General features: G+C 47.9%; 23 protein-coding genes. 8 read left to right on the forward strand and 15 right to left on the reverse strand.

What is annotated here, in order from left to right; translation table 11 throughout:
• Window positions 1-830 precede the first annotated feature (830 nt).
• Window positions 831-4,064, forward strand: coding sequence for a ribonuclease E (gene rne / locus MJO57_RS19970; protein ID WP_252018163.1), 3,234 nt, complete (start codon window positions 831-833; stop codon window positions 4,062-4,064).
• Between the two features lie 80 nt (window positions 4,065-4,144).
• Here the strand turns inward: rne and MJO57_RS19975 are convergent, their stop codons facing one another.
• The 9 genes from MJO57_RS19975 to MJO57_RS20015 all read right to left on the reverse strand — a co-directional run bounded on the left by MJO57_RS19975 (window position 4,145) and on the right by MJO57_RS20015 (window position 11,964).
• Complete coding sequence (locus tag MJO57_RS19975; protein WP_252018165.1) at window positions 4,145-4,405, reverse strand: hypothetical protein; 261 nt, start codon at window positions 4,403-4,405, stop codon at window positions 4,145-4,147.
• Window positions 4,406-4,549: 144 nt separating this feature from the next.
• The gene (gene murB / locus MJO57_RS19980) at window positions 4,550-5,641 is read right to left on the reverse strand and encodes a UDP-N-acetylmuramate dehydrogenase (RefSeq protein ID WP_256491757.1); all 1,092 of its coding nucleotides are present in this window, start codon (window positions 5,639-5,641) and stop codon (window positions 4,550-4,552) included.
• Window positions 5,642-5,694: 53 nt separating this feature from the next.
• Complete coding sequence (locus tag MJO57_RS19985) at window positions 5,695-6,165, reverse strand: low molecular weight protein-tyrosine-phosphatase (protein ID WP_252018169.1); 471 nt, start codon at window positions 6,163-6,165, stop codon at window positions 5,695-5,697.
• Window positions 6,166-6,170: 5 nt separating this feature from the next.
• On the reverse strand, window positions 6,171-7,151 hold the full coding sequence (gene kdsB / locus MJO57_RS19990) for a 3-deoxy-manno-octulosonate cytidylyltransferase (protein ID WP_252018171.1): 981 nt from the start codon (window positions 7,149-7,151) through the stop codon (window positions 6,171-6,173).
• The gene (locus MJO57_RS19995) at window positions 7,151-7,342 is read right to left on the reverse strand and encodes a Trm112 family protein (RefSeq protein ID WP_252018173.1); all 192 of its coding nucleotides are present in this window, start codon (window positions 7,340-7,342) and stop codon (window positions 7,151-7,153) included. The genes kdsB and MJO57_RS19995 overlap by 1 nt, the downstream gene beginning before the upstream one ends.
• Before the next feature lie 13 nt (window positions 7,343-7,355).
• On the reverse strand, window positions 7,356-8,417 hold the full coding sequence (lpxK, locus tag MJO57_RS20000) for a tetraacyldisaccharide 4'-kinase (protein ID WP_256491759.1): 1,062 nt from the start codon (window positions 8,415-8,417) through the stop codon (window positions 7,356-7,358).
• Window positions 8,414-8,854, reverse strand: coding sequence for a biopolymer transporter ExbD (locus tag MJO57_RS20005; RefSeq protein ID WP_252018175.1), 441 nt, complete (start codon window positions 8,852-8,854; stop codon window positions 8,414-8,416). Before MJO57_RS20005 ends, lpxK begins: the two co-directional genes overlap by 4 nt.
• On the reverse strand, window positions 8,851-9,531 hold the full coding sequence (locus tag MJO57_RS20010) for a MotA/TolQ/ExbB proton channel family protein (protein ID WP_252018176.1): 681 nt from the start codon (window positions 9,529-9,531) through the stop codon (window positions 8,851-8,853). Before MJO57_RS20010 ends, MJO57_RS20005 begins: the two co-directional genes overlap by 4 nt.
• Before the next feature lie 138 nt (window positions 9,532-9,669).
• Window positions 9,670-11,964 carry a DNA internalization-related competence protein ComEC/Rec2 gene (locus tag MJO57_RS20015; protein ID WP_252018177.1) on the reverse strand — a complete coding sequence of 765 codons (2,295 nt, stop codon included), beginning with the start codon at window positions 11,962-11,964 and terminating at the stop codon, window positions 9,670-9,672.
• 315 nt (window positions 11,965-12,279) lie between these two features.
• Between MJO57_RS20015 and MJO57_RS20020 the strand changes: the two genes are divergently transcribed.
• A complete protein-coding gene (locus MJO57_RS20020) occupies window positions 12,280-12,813 on the forward strand; it encodes a DUF2062 domain-containing protein (RefSeq protein WP_252018178.1) in 534 nt (177 codons plus the stop codon).
• A gap of 34 nt (window positions 12,814-12,847) precedes the next feature.
• A complete protein-coding gene (locus MJO57_RS20025; RefSeq protein ID WP_252018179.1) occupies window positions 12,848-13,153 on the forward strand; it encodes a hypothetical protein in 306 nt (101 codons plus the stop codon).
• A 337-nt stretch (window positions 13,154-13,490) separates the two neighbouring features.
• Here MJO57_RS20025 and MJO57_RS20030 read toward each other — a convergent pair whose 3' ends face one another.
• Window positions 13,491-16,412 carry a hypothetical protein gene (locus MJO57_RS20030; RefSeq protein WP_252018180.1) on the reverse strand — a complete coding sequence of 974 codons (2,922 nt, stop codon included), beginning with the start codon at window positions 16,410-16,412 and terminating at the stop codon, window positions 13,491-13,493.
• A gap of 191 nt (window positions 16,413-16,603) precedes the next feature.
• Between MJO57_RS20030 and MJO57_RS20035 the strand changes: the two genes are divergently transcribed.
• On the forward strand, window positions 16,604-16,858 hold the full coding sequence (locus MJO57_RS20035; RefSeq protein WP_252018181.1) for a hypothetical protein: 255 nt from the start codon (window positions 16,604-16,606) through the stop codon (window positions 16,856-16,858).
• Window positions 16,859-16,994: 136 nt separating this feature from the next.
• Window positions 16,995-17,546 (forward strand): hypothetical protein, encoded by a 552-nt coding sequence (locus MJO57_RS20040; RefSeq protein WP_252018182.1) that lies wholly within the window; start codon window positions 16,995-16,997, stop codon window positions 17,544-17,546.
• Window positions 17,547-17,683: 137 nt separating this feature from the next.
• Here the strand turns inward: MJO57_RS20040 and MJO57_RS20045 are convergent, their stop codons facing one another.
• Window positions 17,684-17,953 (reverse strand): transposase, encoded by a 270-nt coding sequence (locus tag MJO57_RS20045; protein ID WP_252017717.1) that lies wholly within the window; start codon window positions 17,951-17,953, stop codon window positions 17,684-17,686.
• Between the two features lie 117 nt (window positions 17,954-18,070).
• Entirely contained in the window at window positions 18,071-19,213 is a 1,143-nt protein-coding gene (locus MJO57_RS20050) for an ISNCY family transposase (protein ID WP_252018183.1), read from the reverse strand.
• 191 nt (window positions 19,214-19,404) lie between these two features.
• Here MJO57_RS20050 and MJO57_RS20055 point away from each other — a divergent pair, with 191 nt between their 5' ends.
• On the forward strand, window positions 19,405-19,905 hold the full coding sequence (locus MJO57_RS20055) for a transposase (RefSeq protein WP_252018185.1): 501 nt from the start codon (window positions 19,405-19,407) through the stop codon (window positions 19,903-19,905).
• Window positions 19,906-19,913: 8 nt separating this feature from the next.
• Here MJO57_RS20055 and MJO57_RS20060 read toward each other — a convergent pair whose 3' ends face one another.
• Window positions 19,914-21,191, reverse strand: a complete 1,278-nt coding sequence (locus tag MJO57_RS20060) for an IS4 family transposase (protein WP_256491761.1) — start codon at window positions 21,189-21,191, stop codon at window positions 19,914-19,916.
• Between the two features lie 141 nt (window positions 21,192-21,332).
• Here MJO57_RS20060 and MJO57_RS20065 point away from each other — a divergent pair, with 141 nt between their 5' ends.
• Together MJO57_RS20065 and MJO57_RS20070 are read left to right on the forward strand one after the other, a co-directional pair.
• A complete protein-coding gene (locus tag MJO57_RS20065; RefSeq protein ID WP_252018189.1) occupies window positions 21,333-21,905 on the forward strand; it encodes a transposase in 573 nt (190 codons plus the stop codon).
• 104 nt (window positions 21,906-22,009) lie between these two features.
• Window positions 22,010-22,414, forward strand: coding sequence for a hypothetical protein (locus MJO57_RS20070; RefSeq protein ID WP_252018191.1), 405 nt, complete (start codon window positions 22,010-22,012; stop codon window positions 22,412-22,414).
• Here the strand turns inward: MJO57_RS20070 and MJO57_RS20075 are convergent.
• Together MJO57_RS20075 and MJO57_RS20080 are read right to left on the reverse strand one after the other, a co-directional pair.
• Window positions 22,400-23,440, reverse strand: a complete 1,041-nt coding sequence (locus MJO57_RS20075) for an IS1595 family transposase (RefSeq protein WP_252017335.1) — start codon at window positions 23,438-23,440, stop codon at window positions 22,400-22,402. The genes MJO57_RS20070 and MJO57_RS20075 overlap by 15 nt on opposite strands.
• A gap of 340 nt (window positions 23,441-23,780) precedes the next feature.
• Window positions 23,781-24,659, reverse strand: coding sequence for a prenyltransferase (locus tag MJO57_RS20080; RefSeq protein WP_371924651.1), 879 nt, complete (start codon window positions 24,657-24,659; stop codon window positions 23,781-23,783).
• Between the last annotated feature and the right edge of the window lie 26 nt (window positions 24,660-24,685).

Below are 24,685 nucleotides of genomic sequence, written 5' to 3' on the forward strand. Positions count from 1 at the left end.
ACTATTTACGTCCGGGTAATCTTACCAGCTTTATGTCATTTGAAGCACTTACCGATTACTGATATAGTTGTGGCACTGCCTTGTAACTATCCGAAAAGGCAGTTCGATTTACGAAGTCTGAGCATGCCACTGAAGGGATGTTATTACTCAAATACCCCTAAACGGGCCGAAAATAAACTGGAGATACGTTTTACCCGATGAACAAGTCCGGGCTGAGTAACTTCAGGAACAGCCGCTCAGGTAGACATCATGGCAGATGAACCAGTTGCATCCTTCCCGGAGGGCATGAGTTCCTGACATGATTATTGAATGATTAAAGACCACGGCCGCAGCCGTGATAGATAAACAAGTGCCACCCAAGATCAGAGGTTGCGCTCCCGACACCAGGGATGAGGAACAGCGGACGGGTCATATGCTCATGAAAGGCTCCGTGATACCTTTGAACGTATCCACAACCAGCCAGAAGCGCCCGATCAACGCATCCCCCCACTTTACATCCGGTCAATATACGGATGTGGATTGCTATATCGTTACAGCCTCAATCTGAATCAGTCCGGCTGTAAGTCTGATAGCAGGTTAGCACCGACCAAACCGTTCTCATACGGTTGTCGGCCTGTGTATGGTCGGGAAGCATCGAAAAGTTTGTACAGAAACTGCAGGAAACCAGTTGCACAACCAGCCACCTTAAATACGCCGGGTGGCAGGCAGGGTTCTTCCGGAAAAACGATGGATTGCCCGCTAAACCAATGGATGCACTGGATTAACCGAAGTCACGAACGACTTTTCGTACCAGCAACTGATTAGGGTAGCCATAAGTAATTTGGTACTCTATGAAGAGAATGTTAATCAATGCGACCCAGCAAGAAGAGCTGAGGGTTGCACTCGTTGATGGACAGCGTCTGTTCGATCTGGATATTGAGTCCGGAGCCCGCGAGCAGAAAAAAGCCAACATCTACAAAGCTAAAATCACCCGTGTCGAGCCCAGCCTGGAAGCTGCTTTTGTCGACTTTGGCGCAGAGCGACACGGCTTCCTGCCGCTGAAAGAGATTTCCCGTGAATACTTTGTCGGTCATACCGGCGGTCGTCCTAATATCAGGGATGTCATTAAAGAAGGCACCGAGGTTATCGTTCAGGTAGACAAAGAAGAACGTGGTAACAAAGGCGCCGCTCTGACGACGCTGGTCAGCCTGGCTGGCCGCTACCTTGTGCTGATGCCAAACAATCCTCGCGCCGGTGGAATCTCACGCCGTATCGAAGGCGATGAGCGCACTGAGCTGCGTGAGGCGATGAGCAAGCTGAATATCCCTGCCGAGATGGGCGTCATCGTTCGTACAGCAGGCCTTGGCCGCTCTACGGAAGACCTTCAATGGGATCTGGACTACCTCCTGCAACTCTGGAGTTCCATCAAAGACGCTGCAGACAAAAATCCTGCCCCATTCCTGATTTACCAGGAAAGTAATGTCATTATCCGCGCTATCCGTGACTACCTGCGCCAGGATGTTGGTGAAGTATTGATCGACAAAACCTCGGTTTATGAAGAAGCCCTGGACTTTGTTAAACAGGTCATGCCCCAGTACCAGAATAAGATCAAACTGTACAAAGACAGTGTTCCCCTGTTCAACCGTTTCCAGATCGAAAGTCAGATTGAGACGGCCTTCCAGCGTGAAGTCAAACTGCCATCCGGCGGCTCCATCGTTATTGATCCAACCGAAGCCCTGGTATCCATCGATATTAACTCTGCCCGCGCTACCCGCGGTGGCGACATTGAAGAAACCGCCTTCAATACCAACCTTGAAGCGGCGGATGAGGTCGCACGCCAGCTTCGCCTGCGTGATATTGGTGGACTGATTGTTATCGACTTCATCGATATGAGCAACAACCGAAACCAGCGGGAAGTAGAGAACCGTATTCGCCAGGCTCTGTCCGTTGATCGCGCTCGCGTTCAGACCAGTCGCATCTCACGCTTTGGCCTTTTGGAAATGTCCCGTCAGCGCCTGCGCCCATCGCTGGGTGAAACCAGTGGCGTTGTCTGCCCCCGCTGTTCAGGCCAGGGTACTATTCGGGATATTGAGTCTCTGGCCCTGTCTATTCTGCGCCTGATGGAAGAAGAGGCAATGAAGGACAAGACGTCTGAAATTCGTGCACAGGTTCCCGTCCCGGTCGCTGCTTTCCTGCTGAATGAAAAGCGCAAGATGATCGCCAAGATCGAGAAACGCCATGATGCCCGTATCATCGTCATTCCAAATGCCAACCTGGAAACCCCTCATTACGACGTCCAGCGTCTTCGTGACGACAATCTTCAAGAGCATGAGAGCAGCTACGAGATCATCCTTGAAGGTGAAGACTCCAGCCCGGAAGAACTGACCACAGCAACCAAATCACAACCCAGACAACAGGCCGCTGTTCGAAATATTGCGCCTGCACAGCCTGCACCGGCAATCCGGTCACCTGAGTCAAAACACGGGTTTATTGGCAGCCTGCTGAAGTCCATTGGCAGTATCTTCAGCTCCGACAATGATGATGACAAATCCGCTGGCCAGGACAAGTCAATTCAGCAACGCCAACCGGTACGTCGAGATCATCAGGGTGGCCAAAACAGGAAGAAGAGCCGTACTGACTCTCAACGCCGCGACAAGCTGGATAACAATCGTCCTCAGAAAGAACGCAAAAAGAGTCCGCAGGAACGTTCAGACAGTCGTCCTAACAAGCAGGAAAACCGCTTCGAGAGGCAGGAAAGACGCCAGCGAGACAACCAGGAAGTAGCGGAACAGCAGGAACCCAGACAGGATCGGCGTCAGGATCAAGAGTCAGAATCAGGCTCCAATGATCGCCGTCGCCGCCCGAGCTCGGCTCCTCGTCGTCGCAGCAACCGTCAGTCTCAGCGACAGCTGCAGAACGAACCACAATTGCAGCCACTGCTGCCTGAAAGCACTAAAGGGTCTGTTAACGCATCTTCTAACGCTACACAGGAAGCTAGACAGGAAAGCACCGCACAAGAGAAGCATGCTGACCAGAGAGAATCAGTTGCAAGCATTGAGAAACCAGGGATTGATAACAGCAAACCGGCGACAGCAACCTCAGAAGCTACTCAATTCGCTGATCAACTTGCCGTAACTCATGCTACGCCAGCAGACAAGGCAGAGGAAGCCAGCACGGTTTCTGTCGGAAAACAAACGCCGATCGCCAACCCTGAGGCAACTGAAGCGCCAGAAGAAGTGAGGCCTCGTCGCTCACGAAGAGTGAAGAATGACCCACGCCGCCTCAGGGAAGCACAGCATTCTGCCCCCCAAGTCGGTGAACCTGAAATCTCCACAGAGAATAGCTTTGTGTCCCCAGCGGATCAGAAGCCTTCTGTCGATAAAGGGCCAGCAGTTGAGGCCAGGGTTTCAGCAACAGCTGATTCAGAAGCACAATCGGAAAAAGCTGAACAGGTCTTTGTTGAGATGCCCACTCAAGAAAAGCCGGATGAAAAACCAGCCGTTGACCCTGAAGTAATAACCACCGTTGAGCAGGAACCGGTAAAACCTCGTCCTCAGATGACTGAAATGGCAAAAGCCGTTGCCGCTTCCCATAACCTCGACCAACCCGCATTTGGCTCCATACCGTCTGCATTCGAGAAACCAGTTACACCGGGAGCGGAGGCAGACGTTGCAGAACCCAGGGCGATTATGACAGCCACTGAGGCTGAAGAGATGTTGAAGCAGGCACTGAATCAGTCTGATGAAGACCAGGCAGTAAACACTTCGCATATTCCGGAGAGCACACAGGAAAAAACTGCTGAAACCGAAACGGCTCCAGCTACACATCCTGCCGCGGCCAGGAGTATGGCTGTAGAAGCACCAGCCGAACAGACTAAGGATCAACAGGACCAGACTGCTGAGGTTAAGGTAAGTGGAGCAGCAGTTCCTACTGATGAAACCTCTGAAAAGCCTCGTCGTCGTCGCAGCCGGGCCCATAATGACCCCAGAGCCAAACGCCAGACTCAGCAGATCGAACTACCTGAGGTATCAGAAGCTGAAACTCAGGAAGCACCCCAGGCGCGTACTGAAGAAAGCAATCTGTAATATCGATTAATATACGTCTAAACGGGGTGGTTTCCACCCCGTTTTTTTTGCCTTGAAAAACAAGCCCTGAATAGTCTTACTTATTTTATCAACGGTAAAACAGGAATCTTTTTTATCTTTTTCGTGAATTCAGGATCATCAGCTGGAAAGGTAATACTACTCGGATAAGACACAGGCCAATCCAAGTATTTTGGATCACCCGTAACATCCATTATTTCCAGTTTTTCAACACTCCATCCATTCAAGCTGCCAGTTGAATCACCCCCACTCGCCCGTGGTAATTGGCTGCCACCCTTCAGATCTGTTAACACAGGTATAAATGCTGGTTTTGCAGTGTTCATATAGTACTCCTTTACTATTTTGATTAATTTAAGTGATGGTAACAGGGATAATGACCGATTAAACGAACCATTGGGTTAGTAATGCTAACCCGCGAGTTCCATTGAATGATGATAGGGCACCCGATCTACAAAGTGGCGATGCAGTCAAATAGCGTCTTGATTATCCTGATCTCTGCTCCGGTGACGGGGTATTTTACCGATATCATCCATATAAAGCCGCGGCTCCCTTTCCAGCCGAATACCAAACATTTCGTTAACCTTCCGCTGAATCATGCTTGAGAATGAAAGCACATCCTGGCCGGTTGCCCCGCCATGATTAACCAGTACAAGGGCCTGTTTCTGATAAGTCCCCACCCGCCCCTTGCGCTCACCTTTCAGCCCGGCCTGATCAATCAACCAGCCAGCTGCCAGCTTCCAATTTCGTCCAATCTGATAAGCGACAATATTTGGATATTCCTGTTTCAGGCGATCCATCGTTAACTGTGATACCTCCGGGTTTTTGAAAAAACTGCCAGCATTACCCACCTCAGATGGGTCCGGCAACTTTTCACGGCGAATATCACAAACTGCCTGACTGATATCAACAGCGGAAGGCGCCTGATTACCCAAACGTCTTGCTAATAAATCACCTAACTGACCATAGCCAAGATTGGGTTTTAACGTTGCATCAAGATCCAGTGTCACAGAAACAATGACATACTGATCACGCTTTTCTCTTTTGAATACCGAATCGCGATAGCCAAAATCGCAACTCTGCCGGTCAAAGTATTCCACCAGACCGGACTCAAGGCTCATGGCTTCAAGCGAAACGAAAGAGTCCTTCAACTCGACACCGTAGGCGCCAATATTCTGGATAGGCGCAGCACCAACGGTACCCGGTATCAAAGAAAGGTTCTCCAGTCCGTAAGCTTTATTCTCCAATGACCACAATACCAGCTCATGCCAGTTCTCCCCTGCCTCAGCCCTGACCCGAACACAGTCCCGATCCCGACTCAGCACCGCCTTTCCCTTGAGATTGACATGCACAACCAACGCATCCAGAAACTCACCAAACACCACATTACTTCCGCCGCCCAGGGGAATAACAGGCAAATGTTTTTCCCTGGCAAAAGCCAGTGCACAACGCAGTTCCGTAACCGAGCCTACCTCAGCGTAATATCTGGCAGTAGACGGCAAGCCCAGGGTATTTTTCTGCAACAGAGAGTAATTGTCGTAAATCTTGTGTGGAAAGGTCATTAATCGTTGATTCAAAAAAATTGAAGATACTTTTTATTTCAGCTTATTACAGGCTATTGCAGGGGTTTCTGCAAATGATCCAGCAACGCAAAGCCGCCAAGCTCAACAAGGTTAAGCACACGTGCAAAGCCTTCATTACCGCCGTAGTAGGGATCCGGAACTTCAGTGACCGGCAGGTCAGCATAGTCAAGAAAGAGCCGTAACTTATGGGCATGTTCTTGCGGGCAGATCGTTTGCAGGCTGTTAAGGTTCTCTCTGTCCATAGCCAGGATATAATCCTGCTCAACAAAATCAGACGAGGTCACCTTTCGGGAGCGAATAAATGAAAGATCATAACCATGATCTGCGGCATGCTGCATGGAGCGACTGTCTGGCAAGCCCCCATCATGCCAGCCACTGGTGCCAGCTGAGTCAACTCTGATACGGTCCGACAATCCTGACTCAGCCACCTGATGAGCAAATACACCGTGAGCCGTGGGTGACCGGCAGATATTCCCCAAACATACAAAGAGTACTTTAGTCATTATCTTTATGCCCTGACCGTCTTTTTATCTGGCTCAAGGCTGTCATCGGGCTCAAGGCTGTCATCGAACTCAAGGCTGTTATCGGGCTCAAGGCTATCTACCTCGTGCCTTCTTTCAAACAATGCACGAACGGCCAGCAGATCCTGCTCCGTATCGACACCATGGGGAGGCGTTTCAACCGCTTCAGCCACGTGAATCCGATAGCCATTCCACATCAGTCGAAGCTGCTCGAGAGACTCCATTTTCTCAATCGGGCTCACACCCCAGGTTACATAATGATTCAGCAGCCCAACGCGATAAGCATAGATACCTATATGACGCTGAAAGCAGGCATCCGCAAACACTCTTTTTTCTTCCGTCGCAAAACCATCCCGTGCCCAGGGAATGGGTGCACGGCTGAAATAGAGCGCATAACCTCTGGCATCAGCAACCACTTTGACAATATTGGGATCAAAGATCTGTTCCACCTGCCTCAACGGGTTGGATAACGTCGCAGCACCTGCTTCAGACGACACTTGCAGATTTCTGGCCACCTGATTAATTACGGATGGAGGAATCAGAGGTTCATCGCCCTGGACGTTGACAATGATTTCATTATCCTGGAGACCATAGATTCTGGCCACTTCCTGTAATCGGTCGGTGCCGGAGGGGTGGCCGGGCAGGGTCATACACACCTCTGCCCCAAACTTCTCGGCCACTTTCAGAATTCGTTCATCATCCGTAGCAATGATGACCTTTTGGGCATCACTGGCCAGTGCCCGCTCATACACATGCTGAACCATCGGTTTGCCGGCAATATCAGCCAGAGGTTTGCCTGGTAAGCGACTGGAAGCAAAACGGGCAGGAATAACGACAGTAAAGTCCGAGCTTGCTGCCGATAAGGAGCCTTCTGCCGATAAGGAGCCTTCTGCCGATAAGGAGCCTTCAGCCGATAGGGAGCCTTTAGCTGACAATAAGCCTTCAGCCCTTTGAAAGCCTTGTGTCATCAGGACGCCTCATCCAAACGTTCATCAACGGTCAGAGCGCGCGCCTCTCCCTCCAGCATGACAGGAATACCGTCACGTATAGGATAAGCGAGACCACAGGGCCTGCAGACCAGCTCCTGACGGTCTTTATTTGGCTGCACCTCCCCTTTACACAGTGGACAGGCCAGAATTTCAAACAGAGTCTTATCCATCATTTTTCCTCAGCTATAAGCCAGACGATACTGGCTTACGAGCTTCAATCATTGTCACCAGCCGCTCAACACATGAGTCCGATACATGGGTCGTCACTGGCAGATACCAGTGCCTCTCGTCCGCAAAATCGGCGCATTTAACCGCATCCTTAGCGGTCATAATGACTGGAAGATCATCATTGAAACAGACGTCTTCCCGCACAAATGAATGGTGATCAGGAAAGGGATGGCCAATAACATCGTATCCCAGTAAGCGCAGTGTATTAAAAAAGCGCTCGGGATTGCCAATCCCGGCAACACCATGAACCCTGACGGTATCGGGAATCTGTTGCGAAATACCCGTCATACTGACCGGCGCCGAGGGTTCAAGGAAAAAATAGTACAAATTTCCCTGCTCCTGAGGCTTCCTCCCCAGCACTTTTTCCATTTCCTCAGTCCTCACTGATAGCGAGGCATTATTGGTATTGACCAGAATCATATCCACCTGATTCATTCTTTCCGGTGGCTCCCGAAGAGGGCCTGCGGGCAGACAGAGTTTGTTGCCAAACAAGCGGTCACCATCCATGACCAATAACTCTATATGCCGTTGCAGATTATAGTGCTGCAATCCATCATCTGCGATAATCAGATTACAGTCTGTCTGATCGCAGAGATACCGGGCCGCCTTTACACGATCAACACCGACTACCAAAGGGACATTTAACTGCCGGGCCAGCATAACCGGCTCATCCCCTACCTTTGCCGGGTCTGACTCCGGCGTAACCGGTATCGGTGTAACGCCAGTTTCCGCACCAAACCCACGGCTGATAATCCCCGGCCGGTAGCCCCTTCGCAGAAACTCCCGCACAAGGGCGGCAACCAGAGGGGTTTTGCCGGTGCCTCCTACCGAAATATTACCCACCACAACGACGGGCACAGGTGGCGTCCACCGCGATGACTGCAGTAAACGCTGCTTTCTTCTCTCTGCCAGCAAGGAAAATAACCAACTGAGAGGCTTGAGCCAGCGAGTCCAGCCACCAGAAGGACAATACCAGGAGTCTGTAACTGATTGGCTGAAACGTTGCCAGAACTTCACTGATCAGACTCGGTGTCTTTTCGCGTGGTCATGCTCAGGTTGCTAAAACCCAGCTGTCCAGCCGCATCCATTGCCGTCACTACCGCCTGATAGGGCGTCTTGGCATCAGCGGTAATAATCAGAGGTACCTTGCTGTTCCCCTGGCTTACTTTACCCAGTGCCCGTTTGAGCGTATCCAGTTGCCCGTTAACCAGCCCCTGACCATCAACCGCAAAGTCGCCGGACTTACTGATGGTAATCTCAATCTGCTTCGGCTGCTGCTGCAATACTTCTCCGCTAGATTCCGGCAAGTCAATAGCCAGATGGGTCTCCTTGGTGAAGGTGGTCGAGACCATAAAAAAAATCAGCAGCAGGAATACCACATCAATCAGCGGCGTCAGATTGATCGACACGTCCTCCTGATTGCCCCCTCTTCCACGAAAGCGCCGGAAATTCATTTTTTTCTGGCCCCGCTGCCCAGAGCGGATGAAAAGCCCTGAGCGGATGAAAAGCCCTGAGCGGCAGATCCCTTGCGCTCACCCTGCAGCACTTCAACCAGCTTGATCGCATCCTGTTCCATAGCAACCACCAGCTCGTCAATACGTCGGGTAAAATAACGGTGAAAGATCAAAGCCGGAATAGCCACGGTCAAACCCGCCGCCGTGGTGATCAATGCCTTGGAAATCCCGCCAGCAAGTACGCCGGCATTACCCGTGCCTTCAACCATCAGCACGGTAAAGACATCAATCATACCGATAACGGTACCCAGCAGACCAAGCAGCGGAGCAATCGCAGCAATGGTGCCCAGGGTATTGAGATAACGTTCAAGGTCGTGAATCACCTTGCCAGCCTGCTCTTCAATACTCTCTTTCATAATTTCCCGGCCACTGCGGGCATTCGTCAACCCGGCAGCCAAGATCTCACCCAATGGTGATCCGGCTCTCAGCTGATCCAGCTTTCGATTGTCCAGTCCATTACTTTTGATCCATTTCCACACTTGAGAAAGGGTATTTTTCGGTGCAATACGAGAGGGTCTCAACGTCCAGAGCCGCTCGAAGATGATTGCCATGGCAATGACCGAGGACAGTAGGATAGGCACCATCAGCCAACCACCGGATTTCACCAGTTCGAACACAATAATCTTCCCTTACAGTGACAGATTCATGGTTGCCGGAATTATCTAATCAGGTATGCCAGCTTCCAAGGCTATTAGCATGACTGTATCACAGAGATTGGCACCATTTAAGCAGTAACTGTTCGCTTTGAGATAGTGTTAGCGCCACCAGTAGCGAGAGTGCGTTTTACGGTACGCTGAAACCTTGATATTGCCGCTGCCAAGGGTAAAAGAAAGAGAGCCGTCTTCAGCGGTATTAAAGGTTTCTGCCCCTGAGTTTTGCACTCGAGCCACGGTTTCCGGGGCAGGATGACCGAAGCGATTAGCAAAGCCAGATGAAAAAATAATCGCACCGGGCTGCACAATCGATAGGAACTCGGAACTGCTCGAAAAACGGCTGCCATGGTGCGCAGCTACCAGCACACTGGCTTTGAGTTCAGTGCCCTGCTCTATTAACCGTTTCTCAACTCGCCCACTAATGTCTCCGGGCAATAGAAGACTGTCTGTCCCTGCTGTCACTTTCAGCACACAGGATGAATCATTGCTACGCCGATAATCACCACCGGCCAGTACCTGAAAGTAAACTCCGTCCCATATCCAGTGATCGCCAGGTTGGCATTTAACCCATTCTTTCTCAAGGCCAGGCAATCTTGTACCACTGACAACCGGCACGTCCGGATATCTGGAAAGCAGCGATGGCAAACCACCCGAATGATCCTGATCACCATGAGAAATCATAATGCGATCAATTTGGGTCACGCCGGATTTGGCCAATGCTGGAAGGATAACACTCTCTGCCGCTGACATTTTTTCTGAGAAGCGGTCTCCGGTGTCGTAAACCATTAAGTGCTGATGCGTTCTGATAAGCACAGATAACCCCTGTCCTACATCCAGAACCGTCACTTCAGCCTGGCCTGCCGGTATCACCAGTGGTTTTGAGCAGAACGACGGCATCAGCATCACGGGGGCAAGCCAGCGCAAGCGCAGAGTTGCCGGGGCTATCAACAGCAACATGCCCGCAACAGCCAGAAAGAGGTCAGGCCAGGAAAGCCCCTGTTGTGGCGGGATAAGAACCATCAAACCAGACACCCACGTTAACCCCGATTGAAACCCCGTCACCAGGCAATCAAGCCCTGCAATAATAAAGCTGGCAACCTCAGGCAAGGCATATTGAACAAGTGCACTGAACAGCAATAAAGGAACGACCGCAATGCCGATCAGTGGAATGGCCAGAAGATTGACCAGGGGAGACAGTGGTGATACCGGCTGGCCATTAAACAGCAGCAAAGGTGTCAAGAGTACAAACACCAACCATTGAGGCTTCAATACTGTTGCCCACCAGCTCCCCCTGTTCCGACGCCCGGCCATACCGAAGAGGAGTGCGGCAACGGCAATGAAAGAGTACCAGAATCCATTGCTCGTTATGGCAAGAGGGTCAATAGCAAGCACTGCCGCCAAGGCCAGCAACCAAAGTGTTAAGGGAGAAGCTCTGATGCCCACCGATGGAGCCAACAACGCTGCGAACGTCATTACCAGGGCACGCTGGACCGGCACACTGAACCCGGCCAACAAAGCATAAAATAACGCAAACAACAGGCCTGTCAGCACCTTGACCACAGGTAATGGCACTGTTCGCAGTGGAATCCCCCCAAACCGCCCGACAATGGTTGCCAGAGAAAAACCTAACCAGGCCATAAGACCGATGTGCAGACCGGAAATCACCATCAAATGAGTCGTTCCCGTTTCATTGAACATCTGCCATTGCTGTGTATTGATTGCTGTTTTATCGCCCAGCAGGAGTGCCGAGAAAATACCTCTGTTGTCATCGGATACCACCGAGTACAGCCATTGCCTCAAATGGGCCCTTACCTGCTGAAGACGGTATACCCCTGTGACCTGCTCATTGAGTAATGCCCCGGACTTCACGTACCCCGTGGCCTGTATTCCCTGACGCAATAGCCAGGCCTCATAATCAAAAGCACCCGGGCTTGAAAAACCATGGGGTTGACGCAACCTCACCGTTATATGCCAGGTCTGTCCAGCCTGTAAATATGGCGCTTCATACCAACTGAGCCTGACCTTCCCGGGGTATTGGCCGGACTCTGAATGACTGACTGCAAAGTCAAAACGCGTGGCCATTCCAGTTATCACCGGCAGACTGGCAACCTTTCCCACAATATCGATATCCCGCCCCTGAACATGGCCATCAAGACGAGTGAACGCATAGTGCGTTGCATATAATGAGCTGACGAGCGCTCCTGCCAGAAGAGGTAGAAGCCACCAGTGCACCCGCAAACCATTAGCTGGCAATAAAATCCAGAGAAACAGCATGAACAGTGGCAAACTGATTGACAGCAGGACTGACAGACTAAAGGTCTGCGAAACCAGACTGATGGACAGTGCAAAAATAAGCAATCCCTTTGCTGGCTTTACTGTCGGGTGAGTGTTATCCACGTAGTCTTGCCTGCCATTTCAGTGCATAATTCCCGGCCTTACTCACTCGAGGTATTGTGTTGCTCTACCTTCAATGGCAGTCATTACCCTGTGACATGATCAACAACTCTTTATCTGAAAAGCGACATGTAATGGCCGATGAAAAGCAGCAAGCATAGATGAATTTCAGACAGATAAAACCAACCCCGCATTTGGGGAAAGTGCAAGCAAGACTTTCATACTGAAAAGCTGGCAGCCTCTACAGACCATGAACTAAAGTCATAGCTTAGAGCATGATGAGTTGATGTAACGATAGCTGTAACATAGTGGAAAGATATGGCGAAAAAACTGATTAAAAGGTATTTGCCGGAACCAAAAACCATCAAGGAAAATCGCCACCTGCGGTTTCTGGGGTCTGCATTATATGATGCAAACCTGTGGCAACTGAATCGCCGCTCTGCCGCTGCCGCATTTTTTGTCGGTATATTTGTTGCGTTTATTCCCATGCCTTTCCAAATGGTTCTGGCGGCATGTCTGGCCATTGTTTTTCGTTGCAACCTTCCTCTTTCCGTAGCACTGGTCTGGATTACGAACCCATTGACCATGCCCGCCATATTCTATTTTACATACAAAATCGGCTGTTTTATCCTTCAGACACCCGTAAGCGAGGCTTCCTTTGAACTGACGATTCAGGGCTTGGGTGCTGGACTTGCCCGTGTCTGGAAGCCTCTTTATCTGGGGTCGCTGGTGTCAGGCGTTGTGCTTGGTTTTATCAGTTATCTGTTGATTCGGGCGGCCTGGCGCTGGAATGTTGTCGTCAACTGGCATCAAAGAAATAAACGTCGCTCCCGAGCCGATCCATTCAACTAACGGCTATTCAAATATCTCTAGAGAAAAAAGCCCCATGCAAAGAAGTTTTCAAAAGCGCCAGCCAAAACTGGAAGGTCGTGGTTTGCTTGAAGCTATCAATACCGATGGCCCTCACAGCGACTGGCTGGGGATGCCAGATTACTATATCCATACTCTGACTGTCGCCGGCGATGATTACAAATATCTGTCGGCAGACAAGCAACTGGATGTCAACATTGGCGATACGGTTGTCTTCAGGTATCAGGAAATCGGCAAGACTGAACACAAGGAAAAGCGCATTGATAAGCGCTCCCTTGGTCTCTACATTGACCCAAGCCAATACCTTCAGGAATCGCCCTGAAGCCCACCTGCAAAGAAAACCGTTTGCACCGGGTGAATCCAGCGTCCAGACGGTTTATTACTGACAAAAGATCATTCTGAAATGGAGTAACAGTTCTTACCCATCAAAGACTCACCAGGCCCTTTACTGCTGGATTGTATACCGCCTTAAATGATTGACTGCGCCTGTTCAATTTAAGCAATAACAAGGAACTAAATGGCATAAAAAGCAGACGATATCTTCATTAACGTATTTCATTGACAGGAGCCAACAATTTACAGTGCAGATCACACTGCTGATTTTCTTAACCCGACACCTCATTCTTTGAAGGCCTTGGTTTTTTTATGTTGCACTCAACCTACTCTTCCTGTCCCTCCAGCACTTGCTCTATTGCAACCATATTGATTGCTGACTCGGCGACTTCACCTTGAAAGCTATCCTGAGCAACACCATTTGACCGGCATAATGAACGCAAATCGCTTGCCGCATAAGAAAAGGGGGCCTTAGCCAAAGCCCATCCTGTTTCGCCGTTTTTCATTGCCCTTGCAATATTGACTGCACCATAAACAACAGCTCCTCCTATAGTAATACCCCCAAGAATCCCTAAACCTATAACCCCTTCCATAGAAAGGGTCTGTGTTTCTTGTGGCACCTGAAAATCCGATGGCATGTCTTTGTGAGCCAGCCCATGAGGAATGCTGTGTTTCACCGTCTTGTCTTCACCAATCACGGGGCTGAACGGTGAAGTCTGGGCTGCCTGAGCGGAAAGAGTCGGTTTAGACGAAGTGCTTGATAAAGCTGAATGCGACGAGGTCTTTGATGCAAAAGTAGCAGGTTGTGATGTCTGAAGAACCGGGTTGTGAGTAGCATTTGGCAAACACGCATCAACACAGCTTGCGGCTTCACAGTGTTTATTGACAAGCTTGTCATTAATTTTGACATGACAAGCTGTGACATTTTTGATCTCAGGATCGCCAGTGATAGATGCTGCAGCAACTTTTGCGTTGCCATGACCGTCATCCAATGTACGTACACTTCCCCCACAAGCAAGAATATTTGATAGTTGAGAAGTATCTTCAAGAACACTGGCGCCCACTGCTGCACTGGCCATCTTCCCTTTTGCTTCAATATGGCTACAGAAAGCTCGAATATTCTCGACTTTAGCGCTGTCTGAAAGTTTACCAGCCCCAACCGCTGAATGACTGGATCGGCCTGAACCGATTATATAGTTATTTTTACTAACAACACCATCAACCCGGCTATCGCTTCCTGCAAAACCTGCCCCTGCCGCTGCGTAAGCACTGTTACCCCTGGCAATAATGGTTGAGTCTTGGACCTGAGTATTTTGCAGCACTGCATTACCCGTCAGTTCCCCTGCTCCCCCCGCATTGCCATTGGCTTCACAGGATTGAACTGTGCTGTTATTTACCCGGGTATTGGTAATAAAACCATTGCCTGCAGCCTGACCAACAGAGAAGCCAGCATCTGAATCACTGGCAGTTGTTGTAATATTCGAGAAGTTAATAGTCGTGTTATCAACACGCGCATTACCTGCAATATTTCCAGCACCGCCACCAGCGTCTGAATCAAGGCCTTGAGTTAAAAGATGGCAGTTAGTTAATGTCGTATGGCTAACTCTGGTATTGTCTCTGAGTATTCCGGCCCCACCGCCAATATCGCTGTTTCGTCCGTAAGAAATTAGATGGCTGTCGGCCGCATTTGCGCCCTTAATTATGGTATCGCCGGACGAGTATCCGGCCCCGAATCCTATGTGGGAAGAAACTCCATGAGTAGATATACTCAGGTGATCAGCCTCAGTGTTGGACACCTCTACACGCCCCTCAATCTTACCTGCTGCCCCCCCGCTATTCGAATGACTACTCCCGGTGGATAAAGTACAGTTAGCTGAATGGGTATTAGTAATTTGAACCTTCTGTTTAGCAGCACCGACCCCAATAGCTACATTGGCATTTTGCCCAAAACTGTTGATACTGGAGCCATCAACTTTGGAATTAAAAACTTTAAGATTTTCTTCAGCCTTACCAACAATCACACCCGCATCTGAATAAGAAATACGGGTAATAATTCTGACATTTCGGGCAACAGTATTTCGTATTTCTGTGTTGCCACTCGCGTATCCAGCCACACCACCGACATTTTGATTGTGACATGTTTCGTCATAATGAGAGGTACATGAGCTTTCCAGATTGATATCGGTCAGTGTGGATGATTCAATTTTTACGTTTCCCAAGGCTTTACCCACCACAGCAGACGCTCTTGAACCCCCATACTTAACAATAACGGAAGAGCCACTGACATTGCTGCCTGAAACGATTGAATATCCTTCTGCAATACCGGCAATTAAGCCCACTTGCTCTTTTCTGGAAGCATCTATTCTGCAGTTATTCACTTGATTGCCGGACATCTGTACTCCGCCACTTGCTTGCCCAACAATTAAACCAAGGCCCTGTTCAGGGGGGTATTGCCATGTTTTTTTATCCGTAGTAACGACTGAATTTGCCACTTGGTTACTTGTAAAAAATGCTGATTCCTTTGCTGCACAGGCAATAAAACCCCGGTGCCTGTTAGGTTCTCGTTCGCCAATATTCATGTGTGAATGAGTGATAACAACCTTTTTCACCGAACCATCGCAGCTGACTGTGTCAAACAAACAATCTGTCAATCCGGAAATTGTCGTGCCATTACCATAATAGGTGCCAAGAAAAGGTTGCTCTTGACTGCCTATTGCTTGAAATTCATCACCAGTAACATGAATAGGACTTGTTTGTATATAATTCCCATTCAATGGCAGATGTTCCTTTTTCCCAATTTGTTGCAGTGTTGCAGCATCGTTAATTTCAATTGGACCTCGGGAAACAGAATGAGCAGCACTGCCAACAATATGGGTCATCATAGCCATAGGCACTGCTAATAATCTGTTATTATTGATAAACTCCAAGCCGCTAATCAGCAAGTTAGCACTAGGTGAGACAGTTTTTATTACTGACTTGGCAAATACCTCAGGCTGAAAATCAAACTGTATCCCATCACCATCATTCTGCTGATGATAACCATGATGAGGGTTAATTGACCGGACAAATTCATAACCACAATTAAATATTGTCGATAAAAGTGAAGCCTTTGGATTTTGCGTGTTCTCAGTGGAGCAGCTTGCTTCACCCATAGAACAGCGGGGTAAAGAGTTAGATATTGCACCTTGTTGCATTGTTTTTAATAACTCCTCTAATTGATAAACCCAACTTCCGCTCTGATGAACCATATAAATTCAACCTTATTAAAATAAGCGTTAAGTAAGTGCCAGACTGAAAGCTATCGATCTATCTTAGGCAAACTGAATACACATGATAATCATTCTCATTCAGACTAGTGCATTCTAAAAATATTGCCTTTATTTTTTTGCAATAGTTCGACAATACTGAGAGCCTGGCTAAAATAGTTGTGACTTGGATCGTGCAAAAACTTGCTAAAACACACTTACCAAATCCTGTAAACAAAGAAAAAAGTGAGGCTCTTATTGGATTACAGACTGTTCCCAGATTGAACCTGGCTGAAGCACTTATCATTAAAGGCTCTCAGAGCTTTGCTCGGCAATTTGCCCTCAAGCCTTACATTGCGTGGTCCACATCCAATTTTCACTGCAGAGCAGTTCGGAAATCAAATAGAGCCAAAAGTGATATTCCTGAAGTAAATTTCCAAGAGATTTAAATCACTGTTATTAATAGCCTTAGCAGATATTTACATTTTTTTGAAATTAGTATTGAATAGCCTGCTTAAAGGAGAAACTTTTGCAATAAGCAGTGGTCATAGCTGTAGTTCAATAAATCAACACTTCAATAATTCAATGGATCGCACTAACAACTCATCTTCATTCAAATCTACTTTTTCTGGTCTTAATACCAAACCATCGGATTTAGCAGAACAATCACGCCAACTTCACGCCAGTGAACAACAATCCGCCTATCAAGGCATGCCTGTTCAGACGGTGGACGCTCCTTGCTCTACTTACAATAAGCAATCAGCCAAACAGCAAAACAACACTAACTCTATTAGTTCGTTGAATAAATATATTATTTTACCTCTAACAAATACCGTTCCAGAAAACCATTTCAGAACGGATATTCCCGATGCAAATTCTGGTAATGATCCTGTTCATTATGCACTATCATCAATATCCAACACGCGCCTTACCCGGCAGCTTCACCAGTCAGGAAACAAGCCTGAGACCGAAGAGCCAACATCAGCAAGGCATACGAATCCGTCTTATCAATTAACCAACATTTCTTCCGGACTCATTAATCCACAAGATTTACGACCCGTTGCTTTAGTTAGTTCTCGTCCAAAAACGCATCAGGCAATCATAATTAGATTGTACGTTCGTTTTGATATTTCCTGAAATTCCAGAGAGCCGCAAAAACTCTTCCCTTTTTTTCTCTAATCTGGGACGGATATTGGAGAAAAACGCGAAAAGCAGGCAGAAAACATCCTCCCACCATGCTGGAAAGGTACTTTCATGTAGCGTGGAGGTGGCTATCAGGATGGTGCCGGGTGTCTGGCCAGAATCACCAGGTTGTAACAGACCACCGATAACCAGCAATGAGAATCAAAACGCTCAGAACCCTTGCAGTGGCAACGTGATAGCCCAAAACATCTCTTTAGCCACGAAATTCCCGCTTCAATACCTGCCCGGAAGCGAAAGAGCGTTTTATACACATACTGACTTTTAGTCATCTCTTCGACTTCAAGTCCGCGCTTCTTATTAAAAGCTACATCGCTGATTCCCATGGCCTTGGCTTTTTCCAAATGGCTCTATTTTGATTACGAACTGCTCTACAGTGAAAACTGACTGTAGGTCACGAAAAACAAGGATTGGGCAACATTACCGGACAATATGCTGACAACCTTTGTAGATAAAGGGCTTCAGCAATGTTCAACCCAGTAGCAGTCTGAAATCCTACAAGAGCCTTCCAAATTAGCGCGACACGCGTATCCGCCGTCACCGCTTGTCTGGCGAGGTACACGACCATAAATTTCTTTTTGTCTTTCCATCATCGGAATGAATTGGTCCGAATCCGCTGGGTTACCTTCCTCAATAACCAGGTCCAGGATCAATCGACTTTTTCCCTGAACCAGGTTCAGTTTATGGCCATACTGTACTTGCCGCCTGTCTTTTACGATGATATCCGTATGGGGTTCATACAGGCTAACCACTTTTTCCTGGGCTGGCACCTTTTCACCCTTAAAGACCCTGCGCTCTGTCTGGGAGACTATTGCATCCACCAGGGGTAACAGGTGATCCACATCGGCCTGCCACTTGTCGGCATCATCAGCCAGGAGACACTGCCCCTGCTGACGGGCGTTTGCTAGCGTGACAGTAGCTTCGATAAGTACCTTCCGGGATTTTCGGGTCAACTGCAGCAGTTTTTTATAATGCTGATGCCGCTCTTCTTTGCCAGCGTAGATGCATTTTCTGGCCGCATCTTTTACGGCTCGGTTGTGATGGGTATATTCATAAAGCGGTGTCGCTGTCAGTGTTTGTCCCCGTTCCAGCAGCCGACAAATTTCTTTAACGGAACTGGCTAAAAGATCACTGTCGCAAGGAGGTTTGATATCCGATTCGGTGACTGTGCTGTCAATAGCCACAGTGCGCCCTTTTTCAATACCCTGATCTTTAGCGGTCATTAGCTGACAGTTATTAATCCGTTCCCATGTAGATGCAGTAAGAAGGCTGATGAGCCCATGCAAACTGGAGCGACTGGGGCGCTGGTTTGGTTCGAGGCGACAAAAGTCTCGAAAGAGCATGGAGTCCATCAAAACAAACGACAAGTAGTCATAATCACAATTCAAATACTGTTTCAGGAGTGCCGCACGAAGAACGGATTCTGCTGATAGTCCGTTCCGCCCAGTGTTCTGTTTATCACCAGAACTTAAGTCCTCATAAATCCAGTCATTGAACTGTGGATGGGCGTCAAGCCATTGCGAGATACCGGAAAGCTGGGAGCAGATTTCATGAGGTACGTAATGGAGTTCCATACTACACTGCGGGTTGCGTTTTTTGCGCATTTGGAGTCCTCTGTTTTTGGCAATCCCTTATGTTTCTTGCTCTTGGGAAGTTTAGTCGCCAGATAGCAGTAGGGCTCCACTTAATTTTTCAGGATAAAATCTACAGTTTTCAATTGGTTGTGTTTTTGGACGAGAACTAGTTAACTCACTCAAGTTACGCACCTTGCTGAAAATCAGCCATTATTGGTGGCATGAAAAATGATCTCATAGAACTTTATTCTGACTACCTGTTGTCGTCGTCTGGGAAGACCACTGCAGCGGGAGTGTCAGAGCTTTTGGATAATGTCTACAGTCATGACCAATTCACCCGATTGCTTTCAAACAATGAGTTTACCAGTCGTGACTTATGGCTTTACGTTAAACCCGTCGTGCGACAGGTTGAGTGCAGTGATGGGGTTTTGATCTTTGACGATACGATTCAGGAAAAGCAGTTCAGCAAAGAGAATGCCCTGAACACCTGGCATTTTGATCATACAAAAAATCGCACCGTGAAAGGTATAAATCTGCTCAATGCACACTACCATGCCGGAGATGCGTCGATTCCTGTCGCCTATAAATTGATCGAGAAAACCATCCTGTACACCGACTTGAAGACAAAAAAGGTAAGACGATATGCAGAGCAAACCAAAAATGAAATGATGCGGGAGATGCTGATGATTTGCTGCCATAACCAGCTTATGTTCCGCTCTTAAGGTAGACATTAAGCTCCACCCACTGCACAGAAGCCTAATCTTGTACGCCCTGAACAACCATCCCGTGCAGGGTGTTCTCGTTTCGCATTATTTCCCCAGAAGTCCAGTAGCTTTTTAATGCATGAGACCAATGACTTTCCTGCATTCATCAACGATGAAATCACATTACCAAACAGGTGAGTCCCACTTTTCATCACCTTGTGCGTCGAGATTTCCTCAATGCTCCCACTTTCACAGAGGTTCGCCTGTGCAGCATGGGCAAGGTACCTTTTCAACGTCACAACCACAAAGGACATCAGAATCAGGCTAAACACCAGTGTCGCTGATTTGGTGTTAAAACGATGCCACCCTGAATAGGATTTGATCTCTTTGAAAATCAGCTCTATCTGCCACCGTAGACGATAGGCCTGGAGCACATCACTCAAGGTGAACTCCACCCGGTTCAGGTTGGTCACAACGAAAACCCACTTCTGTTTTTTGTCATTCCAGCGGACAACCAAGCGGAATGGCCAGGCTTTGAATCCCGGCCATTCTACATCCAGGTCGAGGCACTGGTCTTTGGGGAAGCCAGACAGTACATCCTTCAGTTTTTGTCCTTTGTAGCGATTGAGATTCTTGCCATCCTCCCGTACCGCGCTGAGTATCGTCGGGTTGATACTCTGAGGTGCCTTGCAGATAAAAGAACCCTCCCTGTCATCAATAGCGGCAAAGAGTTCCAGCTCAAAATAACCGGCATCCATTAGCATCAGGATATAGGCCATGGATGTTGGCAGTGGTGGCAGACAGTCTCTTTCTGAACGGGTATCTTCAGTCAGCTGCACCCGCACCAGGTTGTTGGTGAGAAGATCCATTGTCGTATGAAGCTCGACGGCAGCAGGACTGACCGTTGAGAACCTGCCGGGAAATGCTTCTTTCAGGGCATCATAGACAGCTTGTGACGAACCGTCCTGAATCAGAATGTGCTCAAACTCTGAAAATGGACTGTCTTCATCAAACGCCATGACTTTGCGGGAAAATATTTCCAGACACTGCACCCATAGCCACAGGATAAGAGTAGGCAGCGCGTCCTTTTTAGCTTGATTTGCCCAAGAACGATAAGAGACATTCAGCCCCGTCAACTCGTTAAATTTACGGTGTAGATCCGCCTGGGTATCGCAGTTTCCATCACCAGCGAGGGCATCGATCAGTGAGAGGATAAAATCCAAAGGACGGATATCTCGCTGTCGTATAGTAAAACCAAGCTGTTCCGCCATACTTAGGAGTTCTGACCGGTCGAAACAGGTCAACAGTTTTTTTCAACTAATCTACTATTTGCAGTACTCATCTTGTTCAGCCATTGATAATGGTTTCGAAGCTTTATTGTGGCTGTTCAAGGTGGGTTCTGCCGCCGGAAACGAACCTTTTTTGAGCTTAATGTCTACCCTAAGATGTTCCGCTATGTCCTTGCAGATAGCTGGTTTTGCTCAAACGACAATATGATGTTTATTCGACACGACTGTAATAAACATTTCCTGATGGCGATGAAGTCAAACCGCAAGGTATCCCTCAGTCTGGACGACAAATTACAAGGCCGTTCACAGCGTATAGATACTGTTGATTTTTCAGAAGATAAGCCTGTACAAGGGTGGATAGCAGGTGTCGATTTCCCTGTTCTGCTATACCGTCAGGTCTTTAAAAACAAAGACGGAAGCACAGGCATTCTCTATCTGGTTTGCAGCGATCTTGACTGTGATGCCGAGACTCTCAAGGCAATCTACGAGAAACGGTGGAAAGTCGAGGTCTTCCATAAAACGCTGAAATCGAATGCGTCAATGGCCAAGTCACCGGCGCATACTGTGAGAACACAGAGTAATCATATCTTTCTTTCAATTTACTCAGCCTTCAGGTTGGAAGTATTGTCATTGAAAGTAAATCTGAATCACTTTCAGCTCAGAGCCAAAATCTATATGGCAGGGCTGAAAGCTTCGTTGGGGCAGCTGAGAGAGCTGTTAGCTGCGTAACTTCAGTTAACTCACTAAAACTACACCAAATCAGAAGTAATAAACAAACGTGCTCGATAGAAGAAATTTCTAATCGCTTGCTTGTTCAGTGCCAAAAGATGCGAATGCAAGACTCCGAAAAAAGAAAGCAAAAAAATCTGCGCGATAGGGAGCGAATGAAAGACCCTGAAAAAAGAAAAAATAGAAATCAGCGTAGAAGGGAACTATATAAAGAAAGAATGAAAGACCCAGAAAAAAGAAAGCTGAAAAATCTGCACCAATGTAAGCAAAGACAAGACCCAGAAAAAAGAAACCTGAAAAATTTGCGCGAAAGGGAGCGAATGCAAGACCCCGATAAAAGAAAAAAGAGAAATCAGCGGCAAATGGAACTGTACAGAGAAAGAATGAAAGACCCCGAAAAAAGAAAACTGAGAAATCAACGTGAAAGGGAACGGTATAATAAGAAAAAGCTAGACTCAGAAAAAAGAAAACCGAGAAATCAGCAAGATCAAGGGCTAAGTTACCGTTAATGGTTGGAAGCACCAATGTTCAGTAATTCTGCTGATCAACCGGCCAACAGTTAATTTTTTTGCTGCCGTCAGTTCTCGCCTCCAGGCCAGATAATGGGGAAGGTAACGAGTTGCAACCCCTTGGAATACGCCGCCAATCCAGCGTTTTAAATGACTGTGATAAGAATTTACAGTCTGGATGTGGTAGATGCCTTCAACAACATGTTGACCTGCTGATGTCACCAGCTCCTTGAAGACAAATCCAAGCTTGTCAGCAAGTTTTTCGTGAGCGAGGTGTGCATCCGCACAGACCGTGGCCTGTATCGATATGCGGCCATTTAAATGCCTGCACAATTCATTAGCACTTTCGTTTTCTAATACACCGTCAACGGTATTTCGATTACGGTCCCGAGCCACCATTACCGGGACTTTTCGGGCTTTGTTGGGATCATTACCCCGCTTTCGGGTTGGCCGTGGAAGGCCTTCTCTTTGCCCTTTGAAGGATTCACGGAAAAATGTTTCATCAAGCTCAGTAATGCCACAAAGCTCTTCTGCTTGATCATTATTAATCACTTCAAGAAAGCGGTGACGCCAGCGGAACGCAGTTTTCAAGTCAATGGCATTCTCAGCAGCAGCTGGTCGCAAGACCATAGAGTGAGTCATACCTGCGAGGTACTTGTTCCATTTTTCAGGGTGCCTGAGCCTTGCCAAAGGCGTTCCACTAAAGGCGTTAAACGTTGAGTCGCAAGTCTTGCAGTGGTAGCGCTGTCGGCCATTTCGTATGCCCCAGCGACCAACGCTATGGCTTTTGCATTTGGGGCACCTGGGGTTTTCGGCAAATTGGGCAAGTATGCTCTTTTCTACGTCAGGTGTTGCATTATCGTTATTGGGTATAGATTCACTGTAAACAGGTTCAGAGTCAGTGGTTTCTACTACCTCGGTAACCTCTATTTGAGTACTAAGGAGCGAGTTGTTAAGAATGTCTCGCTGTTCACTGGTTAATGTTGAAATGGAATCAATAAAATTCTGGAAGAGTTCAGATTGCATATCACTCCCCTACAACGTAGATTTTATGGGAGTTTAGCTGATTCAACCATTAACGGTAACTTAGCCAAGATCAAGCGTTTCCGGTAATAAATCCTTCAAGAGGTATATCACTGTTTTCAGATACTAGTGAACCAGCACCCAATCCGGAGAAACATTGAGATGATGCCCCCAACGCCCTGCTTCTCAAATCAAATAAATAGTCAATATTTGAAGGATATGAAGTTATTGGTTGTCATCCTCTGGATAGATCCTTTATTGCTTTAACGAAATTTCCATTACAGTGATCAAAAATGATGGAGAGAACAATTGGCCTTTCATGGGAAAGCCGTCCTTCCTGCACCTACAAAACAATAGAAAGGATGAAGCCTAAACCAAAGATGATAAAAAAACGTCCTGTCAGCGGAGGTAAACGAACCATCTCAATATCACCTGAATGGTTGGAAAGCAGTTTGATAGGTGCAATAGCAAAAGGCAGTGCTACCAGCAGATAAAGAGGGTTATCCAACTCTCCCAAATAGTGCAGCACAACACTGAGCGGGAAACCGGCCAGCAGAAACAGTGCATAAAGGCATTTCGCTTTAAAAAGCCCTATTCGAACGGTTAAGGTGCGAATATTATGGCTGATATCATCCAGGTAATCCCGGATCTCATTGGATAGGATAAGTGCTGAAGCCAACAGACTTACCGGTATGGATATCCAGACGACCTCATTACTCCATACGCCACCCACAGCATAATAAGCTCCACTAACCATCAACACACCGGTAAACAGGAATACCGCAGGAACCCCCCAGCCTCTTTGCTTATAGTTTACCGGCTCACCGGTGTAGAAGTATCCACCAACAACACCAATTATACCTAGCATCAGCAATGGCCAGCCAACCTCCTTAACCAGCCACAGGCCCATAAGGCAAGCCACAAAAGAAAAAATACCGGCAAGCAGGAAGTTGATTTTGATCTGGCAGATAACCTGTCTGGATAGCTCTCCGGGCTGTTGGCGCCAGAGAACAATATCGGCATAATCATTGGCAAGGTTACAGGCAGCCTGAAGCAGTAATCCCGCAAAAATAACCAGCAATGCCCTGAGTCCATTGCCATTCCCCTGCTGATAGGCCAGAGCCACCCCCAAACCGCAGGTCACCAGGGCAACTGAGAATGAAAAGGGTCTGAGGGCTCTGACAAGTCGATACTTGTCTGGATTCAAATCAAACGTATCCACCGGCAGGCTCCCAGGCAAAATCAGGG

It is taken from the genome of Endozoicomonas sp. SCSIO W0465, from assembly GCF_023716865.1.
Classification (GTDB): Bacteria; Pseudomonadota; Gammaproteobacteria; order Pseudomonadales; family Endozoicomonadaceae; genus Endozoicomonas.